Annotated in this window: 15 protein-coding genes; 9 read left to right on the forward strand and 6 right to left on the reverse strand. The window is 65.7% G+C overall.

Annotation, left to right across the window (positions count from 1 at the left end):
* Window positions 1-13 precede the first annotated feature (13 nt).
* The 6 genes from urtB to PSEEN_RS22640 all read left to right on the forward strand — a co-directional run bounded on the left by urtB (window position 14) and on the right by PSEEN_RS22640 (window position 5,355).
* Complete coding sequence (gene urtB, locus PSEEN_RS22615; protein ID WP_044488496.1) at window positions 14-1,501, forward strand: urea ABC transporter permease subunit UrtB; 1,488 nt, start codon at window positions 14-16, stop codon at window positions 1,499-1,501.
* Complete coding sequence (gene urtC / locus PSEEN_RS22620) at window positions 1,501-2,580, forward strand: urea ABC transporter permease subunit UrtC (protein WP_011535902.1); 1,080 nt, start codon at window positions 1,501-1,503, stop codon at window positions 2,578-2,580. The genes urtB and urtC overlap by 1 nt, the downstream gene beginning before the upstream one ends.
* A complete protein-coding gene (urtD, locus tag PSEEN_RS22625) occupies window positions 2,577-3,434 on the forward strand; it encodes an urea ABC transporter ATP-binding protein UrtD (RefSeq protein WP_011535903.1) in 858 nt (285 codons plus the stop codon). The genes urtC and urtD overlap by 4 nt, the downstream gene beginning before the upstream one ends.
* Before the next feature lie 127 nt (window positions 3,435-3,561).
* Window positions 3,562-4,260: an urea ABC transporter ATP-binding subunit UrtE gene (gene urtE, locus PSEEN_RS22630; protein WP_011535904.1), complete on the forward strand. Its 699-nt coding sequence runs from the start codon at window positions 3,562-3,564 to the stop codon at window positions 4,258-4,260.
* Between the two features lie 31 nt (window positions 4,261-4,291).
* Entirely contained in the window at window positions 4,292-4,816 is a 525-nt protein-coding gene (locus PSEEN_RS22635) for a GNAT family N-acetyltransferase (protein WP_011535905.1), read from the forward strand.
* Window positions 4,817-4,821: 5 nt separating this feature from the next.
* The gene (locus PSEEN_RS22640; RefSeq protein ID WP_011535906.1) at window positions 4,822-5,355 is read left to right on the forward strand and encodes a GNAT family N-acetyltransferase; all 534 of its coding nucleotides are present in this window, start codon (window positions 4,822-4,824) and stop codon (window positions 5,353-5,355) included.
* Window positions 5,356-5,532: 177 nt separating this feature from the next.
* Here PSEEN_RS22640 and PSEEN_RS22645 read toward each other — a convergent pair whose 3' ends face one another.
* Window positions 5,533-5,838, reverse strand: a complete 306-nt coding sequence (locus tag PSEEN_RS22645; protein ID WP_011535907.1) for a chaperone modulator CbpM — start codon at window positions 5,836-5,838, stop codon at window positions 5,533-5,535.
* Window positions 5,839-5,840: 2 nt separating this feature from the next.
* A complete protein-coding gene (gene cbpA / locus PSEEN_RS22650; protein WP_011535908.1) occupies window positions 5,841-6,806 on the reverse strand; it encodes a curved DNA-binding protein in 966 nt (321 codons plus the stop codon).
* Between the two features lie 163 nt (window positions 6,807-6,969).
* On the opposite strand from cbpA, the gene PSEEN_RS22655 reads away from it, so the two are divergent.
* Complete coding sequence (locus PSEEN_RS22655; protein ID WP_011535909.1) at window positions 6,970-8,241, forward strand: Hsp70 family protein; 1,272 nt, start codon at window positions 6,970-6,972, stop codon at window positions 8,239-8,241.
* Between the two features lie 120 nt (window positions 8,242-8,361).
* Here the strand turns inward: PSEEN_RS22655 and PSEEN_RS22660 are convergent, their stop codons facing one another.
* From PSEEN_RS22660 to PSEEN_RS22670, 3 genes are all read right to left on the reverse strand, one after another.
* The gene (locus tag PSEEN_RS22660) at window positions 8,362-9,369 is read right to left on the reverse strand and encodes an AI-2E family transporter (protein ID WP_011535910.1); all 1,008 of its coding nucleotides are present in this window, start codon (window positions 9,367-9,369) and stop codon (window positions 8,362-8,364) included.
* A gap of 70 nt (window positions 9,370-9,439) precedes the next feature.
* Complete coding sequence (locus tag PSEEN_RS22665) at window positions 9,440-9,733, reverse strand: PsiF family protein (protein WP_011535911.1); 294 nt, start codon at window positions 9,731-9,733, stop codon at window positions 9,440-9,442.
* 63 nt (window positions 9,734-9,796) lie between these two features.
* Window positions 9,797-10,585, reverse strand: a complete 789-nt coding sequence (locus tag PSEEN_RS22670) for an AraC family transcriptional regulator (RefSeq protein WP_011535912.1) — start codon at window positions 10,583-10,585, stop codon at window positions 9,797-9,799.
* Window positions 10,586-10,789: 204 nt separating this feature from the next.
* On the opposite strand from PSEEN_RS22670, the gene PSEEN_RS22675 reads away from it, so the two are divergent.
* A complete protein-coding gene (locus PSEEN_RS22675) occupies window positions 10,790-11,662 on the forward strand; it encodes a DMT family transporter (protein ID WP_011535913.1) in 873 nt (290 codons plus the stop codon).
* A gap of 134 nt (window positions 11,663-11,796) precedes the next feature.
* Here the strand turns inward: PSEEN_RS22675 and PSEEN_RS22680 are convergent, their stop codons facing one another.
* On the reverse strand, window positions 11,797-12,687 hold the full coding sequence (locus tag PSEEN_RS22680; protein ID WP_011535914.1) for a lipase family alpha/beta hydrolase: 891 nt from the start codon (window positions 12,685-12,687) through the stop codon (window positions 11,797-11,799).
* Between the two features lie 123 nt (window positions 12,688-12,810).
* On the opposite strand from PSEEN_RS22680, the gene osmE reads away from it, so the two are divergent.
* Window positions 12,811-13,152 (forward strand): osmotically-inducible lipoprotein OsmE, encoded by a 342-nt coding sequence (gene osmE / locus PSEEN_RS22685; protein WP_011535915.1) that lies wholly within the window; start codon window positions 12,811-12,813, stop codon window positions 13,150-13,152.
* Window positions 13,153-13,178 lie beyond the last annotated feature (26 nt).

The following is a 13,178-nucleotide window of genomic DNA, read 5'->3' on the forward strand; positions in this document are numbered from 1 at the left end:
CAGGACTGCCCGCATGCTCAGACTCCTGCTCACCCTCATGTTGTTACTGCCCCTGGCCACCCAAGCCAGCGAAGGCGAGTTCTTCCTCACCGCCAAACCCGCCGAACAGGCCAACCTGCTCGAAACCTGGGCCGCACAACCCGATGCCGCCCGCCTGCCGCTGCTGGAAAACCTGCGCCAGGGCCGCATCGCCGAAAATGACACCCGCAAGCTGCGCCTGAACAACCGCCTGCGCGGCCTGATCGACAACGCCCTGGCCAGCCATCAGTTGCTCAGCGACCAAGCCAGCGTGCGCCTGGCCGCCGCCCAGCAACTGCAAAAAACCGCACAACCGGCGCAGATGGCCTTCCTCGACCGCCGCTTCGCCAGCGAGCCGGACGCCGCCGTGCACGCCGCCCTCGGCCTGGCCCTGGCCAACCTGCAACTCGGCGCCAGCGAGCCTGCGGTACGCCTGGCCGCCGTGCGCCTGCTCGGCGAAACCGGCGACCCGCTGGCCCGCACCCGCCTCGAAGCGCTGCTGCAACCCGACGCCGAAACCGACGCCGCCGTGCGCACCGCCGCTGAAACCAGCCTGGCCCAGGTACAGCGCAAGCTGCTGGTCGGCGAACTGCTCGGCCAGGCCTTCAGCGGCCTGTCACTGGGCTCGATCCTGCTGCTGGCGGCGCTGGGCCTGGCAATCACCTTCGGCCTGCTCGGGGTGATCAACATGGCCCACGGCGAGATGCTGATGCTCGGCGCCTACAGCACCTACATGGTCCAGGTGCTGCTGCAGCGTTATGCCCCGGGCGCCATCGAGTTCTACCCACTGATCGCCCTGCCGGTGGCCTTCGCCGTCAGCGCGGGCGTCGGCATGGCCCTGGAACGCACGGTAATCCGCCACCTGTATGGCCGCCCGCTGGAAACCCTGCTGGCCACCTGGGGCATCAGCCTGATCCTGATCCAGGCCGTGCGGTTGATCTTCGGCGCGCAGAACGTCGAGGTGAGCAACCCGGCCTGGCTGTCCGGCGGCATCCAGGTGCTGCCCAACCTGGTGCTGCCGTACAACCGCCTGGTGATCATCGGCTTCGCCTTGGCCGTGGTGGTGCTCACCTGGCTGCTGCTCAACCGCACGCGGCTGGGCCTGAACGTGCGCGCGGTCACCCAGAACCGCAACATGGCGGCCTGCTGCGGGGTGTCCACCGGGCGCGTCGACATGCTCGCCTTCGGCCTCGGCTCGGGCATCGCCGGGCTTGGTGGCGTGGCCTTGAGCCAGGTCGGCAACGTCGGCCCTGACCTGGGCCAGAGCTACATCATCGACTCGTTCCTGGTGGTGGTGCTCGGCGGCGTCGGCCAGCTGGCCGGTAGCCTGTGGGCGGCCTTCGGGCTGGGTATCGCCAACAAACTGCTGGAGCCGCAGATCGGTGCGGTGCTGGGCAAGATCCTCATCCTTGCGCTGATCATTCTGTTCATCCAGAAGCGCCCGCAAGGCCTGTTCGCCCTCAAGGGACGGGTAATCGACTGATGAACCAGCCATTGATTGTCACTGCCACGCGCAGGGCCGGCACACGGGTGTCGCTGGCCGTCGGCGCCGTTGTCGTCCTGGTGCTGCTGGCCCTGCCGCTGCTGTCGCTGCTGCCCGACGGGCACGCCTTGCAGGTCTCGGCCTATACCCTGACCCTGGTCGGCAAGATCCTCTGCTACGCCATCGTCGCCCTGGCCCTGGACCTGGTCTGGGGCTACGCAGGCTTGCTGTCTTTGGGCCACGGCCTGTTCTTCGCCCTGGGCGGCTATGCCATGGGCATGTATTTGATGCGCCAGGCGGCTGGCGACGGCCTGCCCGGATTCATGACCTTCCTGTCGTGGAGCGAGCTGCCCTGGTACTGGGCCGGCACCCAGCATTTCGCCTGGGCGCTGTGCCTGGTGGTGCTGGCGCCGGGGCTGCTGGCGCTGGTGTTCGGCTTCTTCGCCTTCCGCTCGCGGATCAAGGGCGTGTACTTCTCGATCATGACCCAAGCCCTGACCTTCGCCGGCATGCTGCTGTTCTTCCGCAACGAAACGGGCTTTGGCGGCAACAATGGCTTTACCAGCTTCCGCACCATCCTCGGCTTCGACATCGCCGCCCAAGGCACCCGGGCCGTGCTGTTCCTGCTGACGGTCGGCCTGCTGCTGGGCAGCCTGTTCCTGTGCTGGCGCCTGACCCAGAGCAAGTTCGGGCGCCTGCTCACTGCGGTGCGTGACGCCGAGAACCGCCTGATGTTCTGCGGCTACGATCCGCGCGGCTTCAAGCTGCTGGTGTGGGTGCTCAGTGCCGTGCTGTGCGGCCTGGCCGGGGCGCTGTACGTGCCGCAGGTGGGCATCATCAACCCCAGCGAGATGTCGCCGACCAACTCCATCGAAGCCGCCGTGTGGGTGGCGCTCGGTGGGCGCGGCACGCTGATCGGGCCGCTGCTTGGCGCAGGCGTCGTCAATGGCATGAAGAGCTGGTTCACCGTGGCGTTCCCCGAGTTCTGGCTGTTCTTCCTCGGCGCGCTGTTCATCCTTGTCACCCTGTACCTGCCCAAGGGCGTGGTCGGCCTTGTGAAGAAAAGGAGCCAGCCATGAGAAGCGTGCCACCGGTGCATCCGGAATTCATGCTGGAACCGATCTTCGACCAGATCGGCAGCGGGCGCGAGGCGATCGGCCTCGGTCGGCGCCGCGAGGCCGGGCTCGACACCCGCCACGGCACCGTGCTGAGCCTGGAGGGCATCAGCGTCAGCTTCGATGGCTTCAAGGCGCTCAACGACCTGAACCTGTACATCGGCGTCGGCGAGCTGCGCTGCATCATCGGCCCCAACGGCGCCGGCAAGACCACGATGATGGACGTGATCACCGGCAAGACCCGACCCGACAGCGGCACGGCGTATTTCGGCGACACCCTCGACCTGACGCGCATGAGCGAGTGCCAGATCGCCCAGGCCGGCATCGGCCGCAAGTTCCAGAAGCCCACGGTGTTCGAGGCGCTGACGGTGTTCGAGAACCTGGAGCTGGCGCTCAAGGCCGACAAGTCGGTGTGGGCCAGTTTGGTGGCGCGGTTGTCCAGCGAGCAACGCCTGCGCATCGAGGAGGTGCTGACCACCCTGCGCCTGCTGCCCCTGGCACAGCGCCAAGCGGGGTTGTTGTCCCACGGGCAGAAACAGTTCCTGGAGATCGGCATGCTGCTGGTGCAGGAGCCGAGGTTGCTGCTGCTCGACGAGCCGGTGGCGGGGATGACCGATGCCGAGACCGAATTCACCGCCGAACTGTTCCGCTCGCTGGCAGGCAAGCATTCGCTGATGGTGGTGGAACATGACATGGGCTTCGTCGGCAGCATCGCCGACCATGTGACGGTGCTGCACCAGGGCAGCGTGCTGGCGGAAGGGTCGCTGGCGCAGGTGCAGGAGGATGAGCGGGTGGTCGAGGTGTATCTAGGCCGATGAATTCCAGGTGGCTGCACGGGCCTGTTCGCCGGCAAGCCGGCTCCTACGGAAGATCGCGCCCTCCTGTAGGAGCCGGCTTGCCGGCGAAAGGGCCGGTGCAGTCACCCCAAGCCTTCAGGAACAACACATGCTGAAAATCGACACGTTGCACCAATACTACGGCGGCAGCCACATCCTGCGCGGCCTGTCATTCGAGGCCAAGGTCGGCGAGGTCACCTGCCTGCTGGGCCGCAACGGCGTGGGCAAGACCACCCTGCTGCGCTGCCTGATGGGCCTGCTGCCGGCCCGCGAGGGCCGCGTGGAATGGGAAGGCAAACCCATCACCACGCTCAAGCCCCAGCAACGGGTCCAGGCCGGCATCGCCTACGTGCCCCAGGGCCGCGAGATCTTCCCGCGCCTGACCGTCGAGGAAAACCTGCTGATGGGCCTGTCGCGCTTCCCCGCCCGCGAGGCACGGGAAGTGCCGGCCTTCATCTACGAACTGTTCCCGGTGCTGGAGCAGATGAAACAACGCCGGGGCGGCGACCTCTCCGGTGGGCAGCAGCAACAGCTGGCCATCGGCCGCGCCCTGGCCAGCCGCCCGCGCCTGCTGATCCTCGACGAACCCACCGAAGGCATCCAGCCGTCGGTGATCAAGGAGATCGGCGCGGTGATCCGCAAGCTCGCCGACCGGGGCGACATGGCCATCCTGCTGGTGGAACAGTTCTACGATTTTGCCGAGGAGCTGGCCGACCAGTACCTGGTCATGGCCCGCGGCGAGATCGTCCAGCGCGGCCAGGGCGAAAACATGCAGGCCGAAGGTGTGCGCGGCCTGGTTACCATTTAATCTGCAACCACTTCCCTTGCGAGACGCTGTCATGAGTTACCAGATCCGCGACGCCCTGATCGACGACGTGCCGGGCATCCTCGACATCTACAACGACGCCGTGGCCAACACCACGGCGATCTGGAACGAAACCCCCGTGGACCTGGGCAACCGCCTGAACTGGTTCGAGGCCCGTGCGCAGCAGGGCTACCCTATTTTGGTGGCAGTGGACGACAGCGGCGTGCTGGGCTATGCCTCATTTGGCGACTGGCGGCCGTTCGAAGGCTTCCGGCATACCGTCGAGCACTCGGTGTACGTGCGTGGCGACCAACGCGGCAAGGGCCTGGGGCCGGTGTTGATGGACGCGCTTATCGAGCGCGCGCGCCACTGCGACAAACATGTGATGGTCGCCGCCATCGAGAGCGGCAACGCCGCATCGATCCGCCTGCACGAACGCCTGGGTTTCAGCATCACCGGGCAGATGCCGCAGGTGGGGGTGAAGTTCGGGCGCTGGCTGGACCTGACCTTCATGCAGCTGTACCTGGATGACAACACCCTTCCCCCTTCAAGGACCTGAAGCCCATGAACACCGCCCAACTGCACCGCGTGACCCACGAAGGCCTGGCCTACTATCGCGACGGGCTGGTGGCCCTTTTGCTCGATGCGGTGCGCCAGGGCGCGTCGGTGGGGTTTCTGGCCGATATCGACGAGCAGCAGGCCAAAATCTACTTCGATGAGGTGAAGGCAAAGCTGGCCAGTGGCGAGCAGCTGCTCTGGGTCATCGCCCAGGGGCAGGAGGTGCTGGGTAGTGTGCAGCTGGGGTTGTGCCTGAAGCCCAATGGGCTGAACCGGGGCGAGGTGCAGAAGCTGCTGGTGCACAGCGATGCACGGCGGCGTGGGCTGGGGCAGCAGTTGATGAACGCGCTGGAGGCCGAGGCGCGGCGGATCGGGCGGGGGATGCTGTTTCTCGATACCGAGGCGGGGTCCGAAGCCGAGGCGTTTTATCGGGCGCTGGGGTACAGCAAGGCGGGGGAGATTCCGGACTATGCCTGTGGCCCGGAAGGGGTTTATCGGGCGACTGCGTTGTATTTCAAGGTCATCGCGAAAGTCTCGTGAACCTGGGGGCGCTTTGCGCCCCTTTCGCGACACAAGGCCGCTCCCACAGAGGAACATGATCTGCTGTGGGAGCAACTGTCTTGCTCAAATGCCAAAAGCTGGCGCAATTCCTGTGGGAGCGGCCTTGTGTCGCGAAAGGGCTGCGCAGCAGCCCCAGGATCTAACAGGTAATACCCGTCACATCTGGGTAAACCTGCCCAATCGCTGCTTCAACATGCTGTTCTCACTGCGCAACTGCTGCACCTCTTCCAACAGTTCCAACGCCAGCGCCACCCCTTCCCACTCCAGCTCCAGCTCCTGATGCAGCTTCACCGCGCGTTTCAAGGTCACCGGCGCACGGTCATCGAACACCCACTCTTCGGGCGTTCGCCCCGACGGTTCGACAATGCCGTGCTCGACGATCTCGATCACCCAGTCGGCCGACACATCGGCTTCCTGGCACAGGGTACGCATGTCCAGTTGAACGATCAGGGTGCTGCTCATGATCACTTACTCCATTGAGTCCTCGGGTTGAACGCGGCTTTCTCGGAGAGCTGGGTCCACAGTTCGCGCGCGGCGGCGTCGGACTGGGCGGGCATGACCACCTTGAGCTGGGCGTACAGGTCGCCGCGCTCGCCTTGCTTGTTCAACAGACCCATGCCCTTGACCCGCAGGCGCTGGCCGCTCTGGCTGTCGGGGCGGATGGTCAGGTTGATCTTGCCGGTCAGGGTGGGGACGGCCACCTTGGCGCCGAGCGCCGCTTCCCACGGTGCCAGGGGCACGGTGATGATCAGGTCATGGCCTTCGACATCGAACAGCGGGTGCGGTGCCATGCGGATGGTCAGGAACAGGTCGCCGTTGGCACCACCGCCCACGCCCGGCGCGCCCTGGCCCTTGAGGCGGATGCGCTCGCCGTCGGTCACCCCGGCGGGGATCTTCACGTTCAGCGTCTTGGTGGTGAAGCCGGTACGCTGCCCGGCGCCGTTGGTCTGCGGCACCTGGAAACTGATCTGCTTGGATTCCTTGTTCAGGGTCTCTTCGAGGAAGACCGCCAGTTCCAGTTCCACGTCCTGCCCTCGCCTGCCGGCACTGCGTTGCTGCCGGCCACCGCCGCCACCGAAGGGGTTGCCACCCCGGGCGCCGAAGATCGAGCTGAAGAAATCGGAAAAATCGCCCCCCTCGAAGCCACCGCCGCCGCCATTGCCGCCACGGGACTGCCAGCCAGGCGGCGCCTGGAACGGCCGGCCGTGCTGGCCGCCGTACTTGCGGATCTCGTCGTACTCGGCGCGCTTGTCCTTGTCGCCAAGCACCTCGTAGGCCTCGTTGGCCTCCTTGAATTTGTCCTCGGCGTCACGCTCCTTGCTGACGTCGGGGTGATACTTGCGCGCGAGCTTGCGGTACGCGGCCTTGATCGCCTTCTCGTCCGCGCTCGCCTCGACGCCGAGTATCTTGTAATAGTCTTTGAAGTCCATCTATGGATCACCAGTGTGAATGTACGTATTGCCAATGAAGATTGGGGTCAAGCATAGCCTTTCAAGGTTCACCCGGGGTTGCGCTATCGCAGACGGCCGGTCTTGATTTAGCCGCAGACTGGCATAAACTGCGCGGCCGTTTTGCCTCCGGAAGCTCTCCCCCATGTCTGACGTATCCCCGGCCCGCGCCCTCGGCATCGACTTCGGCACCTCCAACTCCACGGTCGGCTGGCACCGCCCGGGCGTCGAATCGCTGATCGCCCTGGAAGACGGCAAGATCACCCTGCCGTCGGTGGTCTTCTTCAACATCGAGGAGCGTCGCCCGGTGTACGGCCGCCTGGCCCTGCACGAGTACCTGGAGGGCTACGAAGGCCGCCTGATGCGCTCGCTCAAGAGCCTGCTGGGCTCCAAGCTGATCAAGCACGACACCAGCGTGCTGGGCAGCGCCCTGCCGTTCAAGGACCTGCTGGGCATGTTCATCGGCGAGCTGAAAAAGCGCGCCGAAGCCGATGCCGGCCGCGAATTCGACCAGGTGGTGCTGGGCCGCCCGGTGTTCTTCGTCGACGAAGACCCGGCCGCCGACCAGGAGGCCGAGGACACCCTCGCCGACGTGGCGCGCAAGATCGGCTTCAAGGACGTGTCGTTCCAGTACGAACCGATCGCCGCGGCATTCGACTACGAGTCGGGCATCAGCCGTGAAGAGCTGGTACTGATTGTCGATATCGGCGGTGGTACCTCGGACTTTACCCTGATCCGCCTGTCGCCGGAGCGCCACCTGGTGGCCGAGCGCCAGAGCGACATCCTGGCCACCGGCGGCGTGCACATCGGCGGTACCGACTTCGACAAGCAGCTGAGCCTGCAGGGCGTGATGCCGCTGTTCGGCTACGGCAGCCGGATGAAGAGCGGCGCGCTGATGCCCACCAGCTACCACCTCAACCTGGCCACCTGGCACACCATCAACGCCCTGTACGCACAGAAGTCGCAGCTGGCCCTGGGCAGCATGCGCTACGACATCGAGGACACGCTCGGTATCGACCGCCTGTTCAACCTCATCGAACAGCGCGCCGGGCACTGGCTGGCGATGGAAGTGGAAGCCAGCAAGATCGAGCTGACCGAGCGTGACAGCCGCCGCATCGACTTCAGCCGCATCGAGCCTGAACTGTCGGCGGAGCTGACCCGGGCGCTGTTCGAAGACGCCATCGACGGGCTGCTGGAGCGGGTGCGCGGCAGCGTGACCGAGCTGCTGGCCAAGGCCGGTGTGAGCGAGGGGCAGGTGGACACGGTGTTCTTCACCGGTGGTTCCAGCGGCATCCCGGCGCTGCGCAACAGCGTGGCGGCGATGCTGCCCAATGCGCGGCATGTGGAAGGCAATATCTTCGGCAGTATCGGTAGTGGCCTGGCGATCGAGGCGCGCAAGCGTTACGGCACCGCCTGAGCCATCCCGGGGCCGCGTTGCGGCCCTTTCGCGACACAAGGCCGCTCCCACAGAAGAACGCGTCCCCTGTGGGAGCGGCCTTGTGTCGCGAAAGGGCTGCAACGCAGCCCCAGCAATCTGTCAGACCAACTCCGCCCGCTTCAACTCACTCTTCAGGTAGGCGTAATAAATCGGCCCCGCCACCACCCCAGGCAGCCCGAACGCCGCCTCGAACACCAGCATCGCCAGCAACAGCTCCCACGCCTTGGCACTGATCTGCCCCCCCACGATCCGCGCGTTGAGGAAATACTCGACCTTGTGGATCACAATCAAATACCCCAGCGCCGCCGCCGCCACCCAGATCGACAGCGACATCCCGACGATGGTGATCAGGGTGTTGGACATCAGGTTGCCGATCACCGGCAACAGCCCGAGCAGGAAGGTCAGCACGATCAGCGTCTTGGTCAGCGGCAGGTGCACCCCGAACAGCGGCAGCACCACGGCCAGGAAGATGCCGGTGAACACCGTGTTGAGCAGCGAGATCTTGATCTGCGCGAAGACGATGTTGCGAAACGCCTGCACCAGCAGGCTCAGGCGCTCGAACAACGCCGCCGCCAGGGGCTTGCGCCGGGAGATGTCGGGGATGCGCTGCAGGGCGACGATGGCGCCGAGGATCATGCCGATCAGCAGGGTCACGAACATGTGCGCCATGCCCTTGCCCACCAGTTGCAGGTCGCTCAGGTGGCTCTTGATCCAGTCGCCGATGGCCACCTTGAACTCGGCGGCGCTGGCCGGCAGGTAGGCTTCGATAAATGGCGGCAGCTGGCCACGGGCGCGCTCGACCAGGGCCATGAACTTGTCCAGCGAGGCACCAGGGTTCTCGGCCTCGTGCAGCAGGAAACTGAAGGCGCCGGCGATCAGCAGCGTGAGCGTGCTCACCACCAGGGTGCCGAGCAGCGCCACCGCCAGCCAGCGCGCGCGTTGCCCGGCAATCAGCGGCTGCAGCCGCGGCGTGAGCATGTTGACCAGCTCGAAGACCAGCAGGCCGGCCAGCAGGCTGGGCAACAACTTCAGGGGCAGCGCCAGCAACAGGCCGGCCATGACGATGACCCAGCTGGCGAGGGTGATCTGACGGGGGGTGAAGGTCATACAGCCTCGGCGGCAGACAGCGGAAAGTCCCGCAGTCTGCCAGCCTTCAGCGCACAGGCATAGGCGCAGGTCATTTCTTCTTCAGGCAGTCGCTCATGAAGGTCTTGCGCTCATCGCCCTTGAGCGCCTTGGCCTTGGGGTCGGCGTTGCACGCTGTCATGCGTTCCTGTTGCGTCATCGGCTTGGCCGGCTCGGCCTTTTTCAGGCAGGTGCTCATGAAGGCCTTGCGCTCGTCACCCTTGAGCGCCTTGGTGGTGGCGTCGGCATTGCAGGTTTTCATCTTTTCCTGTTGCGCGGTGGCGGCGAATCCTTGCCCGGCGATCAACATGCCCAACACCAGCAGAGGTACGTGCAGCAGCTTCATGGAGTGGTCTCCTTGTCTGCGCGCCCGATGCGCGCTCGTCGAGCAGAGTGTAGACAAGATTTTTTACATATCCGTGCGGGCGCGGCGCCGGTACTGCTCCGGCGTGCACTGGGCCTGGCGCTGGAACATGGCGATGAAGGCCGAGGCGCTGCTGTAGCCGAGGTCGAAGGCGATGGCCTGGATCGGCAGCCCCGCTTCCAGCGCCTCAATGGCGCGCAGGAAACGCAGGCGCAGGCGCCACTCGCCGAAACTGATCCCCAGTTCGTGGAGGAAGTGCCGGGCCAGGGTGCGCTCGCTGACATGCACCTGGGCCGCCCAGTCGGCCAGCGGGCGGTTGTCCCCTGGCTCGGCGTGCAGCGCTTCGAGCACCTGGCGCAGGCCCTCGCTGCGGGCGAAGGGCAGGTAGCAGGTCTGGGTCGGGGCCAAGTGCAACTGATCGATCAGGACCTGTACCAGGCGCTGGTCGCGCGCGTCTTGAGCCACATGCAGATCGCGGCGGGCGAAGTCGCCGAGGATCGCCTTGAGGATGTCGCTGATCACCAGGCTGCAGGGCTGCGTCGGCAACTCGGCGCACAGGCTGCGGTCCAGGTAGACCGAACGGTAGATGATGGCCTGGGGGTTGTAGCAACCGTGCTCGGTACCGGGCGGCACCCAGACGGCGTAGTGCGGCGGCGAGATGAAGCGCTGGCCCTCGACGTCCAGGTGCATCAGGCCATGGGAGGCATAGTTGAGCTGGCCCCACGGGTGACGGTGTGGCGGGCTGTGGGTATCGGCGCCGAACTCGTCGTAGCGGAAGTAGACCGGCGCGGGGAGCTGGTCGAACTGGGGGATGTCGAGGTACTTGCGGGCCATGTTGTCTGCTTCGCGAGGCGGGTTGTCTGGATGGAAGTATAGGGTTTTATACAGACAGTCGATAATACCGAGCCATCAGGGGCTGCTGGGCAGCCCTTCGCGGGTAAACCCGCTCCTACAGGATTTGCACCGTCTCTGTAGGAGCGGGTTTACCCGCGAAGGGCCGCCCAGCGGCCCCACTCTGTCACTGTGAGTACCCGTTGCATGAACTACCTCTTCCCCCTCATCGCCATCCTCATCTGGGCCGGCAACACCGTGGTCACCAAGATGTCCGCCGGCGCCATCTTCCCCGCCGAGATCGGCTTCTACCGCTGGCTGCTGGCCGGCCTGCTGTTCACGCCCTTCCTGCTGCCCCAGGTCTGGCGCAACCGCGCGGCCATCCGCCCGCACCTGGGCAAGGTCTTCGTGCTGGGCGTGCTGGGCATGGCCATCTACCAGAGCCTGGCGTACTTTGCCGCGGGCATCACCAGCGCCACCAACATGGGCATCATCCTGTCGCTGATGCCGCTGATGTCGCTGGCCCTGTCCATCGCCTGGCTCGGCCAGCGCCTGAGCTATGGGGCATTGCTGGGCGCTGTGGTGTCTTTTTTCGGCGTGCTGGAGGTGGTCTCGGCCGGACAACCCGGTGTGCTGCTGCACCAGGGGCTGAACGCCGGCGACCTGATGATGCTGGTGGCCACCCTCGCCTATGCGCTGTACAGCTTCCTGCTGAAGAAATGGCAATTGCGCCTGCCGCCGCTGCAGTTGCTGTACCTGCAGGTGCTGGTGGCGATCCTGGTGTTGTTGCCGCTGTTCGTGTTGTCGCCGAAGACCGGGCTGAACGGCCACAACATTGGCCTGGTGCTGTATGCCGGCCTGCTGGCCTCGATGGTCGCGCCGCGGGTGTGGATGCAGGCAGTGCACCGCCTCGGGCCGAGCCGGACCACGCTGTTCTTCAACCTGCTGCCGGTGGTGACGGCGGTGATCGCGGCGGTGGTGCTGGATGAGCAGTTGGCCAGTTATCACCTGGTTGGCGGCTTGCTGACGTTGGTCGGCGTGCTGCTGGCCGAGCGCTGGACCACGCCGGTACGGCGTTGACCGATGGGAGCGCTACGCGCTCCTTTCGCGACACAAGGCCGCTCCCACAGGCCATGCGCATGATTCAAGGCCAGCACTGCTCCTGTGGGAGCGGCCTTGTGTCGCGAAAGGGCTGCGAAGCAGCCCCTGGCGTCTCACACCCCCGCCGCCTTGAGCCGGGCAGCATGCTCGGTGAACAGCCGCACCGGCTGGGCTCCCTTGCCCACCGCGCCCAGCGACTGGTTGACGATATCCAGGTGATCGAGCGGATAGTCGTCGCCGATCACCTGCCCCAGGTGCGAACTGAAACGCCCGACCATGCCGTCGCATTGCCCCGTCTCCCTGACGAAGCTGCGGGCGAACAAGCGACAGAAGTAATTGCTACCGTCGAGGCGGTTCAACCCCTGGTCGGTGCGCCCTGGCTGCAGGGTGCCGGACCAGGAGTAGTAGCGCACCCCGTTCACCTCGGGCGGCCCCTCGCCACCCCAGACCTCCGGCAGCCCCTGTGGATAAGCCTGGTTGAACAGCGCCACCCCGGCACTGGTCAGCGACTGGTGCGACGCATGCACATCAATTGGCAGCGGTTCCCGGCGCCAACCGGTCTCCAGCCAGCCCAGCAGCACGGCAACGCCATGCAGCAGCGCCTTGAGAATGCGCCCCTGGGGTGAGTCGCCCGGCGCCGTACGCTCCAGGTGGTCAGCCAGTTCCGAGCCATGGTTGGGGCCGGCCACCGAGGTCACCGAGGCCACCCGGTCGGGTCGTTTCGCGGCCGCGTAACGCGCGCTCAACGCCCCCTGGCTATGCCCGATCAGGTTGACCTTCTCGGCCCCCGTGCGCTGGCAGATCTCCTCGATGATGACCAGCAGCTGTTCGCCCCGCACCTCGCTGGAATGCAGCGGCGACACCTGCACCGGAATCACCTGCGCGCCGCCCCGGCGCAACGCCGGCACGATGCCGAACCAGTAGGGATACACCACTGCCCGCACGAAGCCGAGCATGCCCGGCACCAACACCAGTGGATAACGCGTGGCCAGTTCCTGACTCATTACCTTGCCCTCATCCGTGAACAGACCAGCCCACCCTACAGCGCGCTCGAAGACAAGCGCAATCGAACTCCCGGCGCGCCGCGCGGTTCCAAGCAGAACAGACACTGAGCAAGGAGCGGGACCATGCACAAGCGAACCCTGGCCATCCTGCTGGCAAGCGCGACCCTCGCCGCCTGCGGCAGCCGCCCGGAAAACCCGGTGGACTACGTCACCTACCGCGACGAGCCGCTGGTCAAGCAGGTCGAGCACGGCATGACCATGCAGAAGGTCATCGCCATCGGCGGCAGCCCGTCGAACGTCATCGACCTGCCCCACGGTGGCACCTGCAACGACTACATCCTCAACCACGATGGCCACCAACAGCCCTACTACGTGCGCTTCGACGCCACCGGCCATGTCGACGCCAAGGGCTTCAAGACCTGCAAGCAACGCCAGCAAGACAGCGACGCCGTGCACGGCGCCTGACCCCACCTGATGCCTACGGAGATGAA

The organism is Pseudomonas entomophila L48, from assembly GCF_000026105.1.
Taxonomy (GTDB): Bacteria; Pseudomonadota; Gammaproteobacteria; order Pseudomonadales; family Pseudomonadaceae; genus Aquipseudomonas; species Aquipseudomonas entomophila.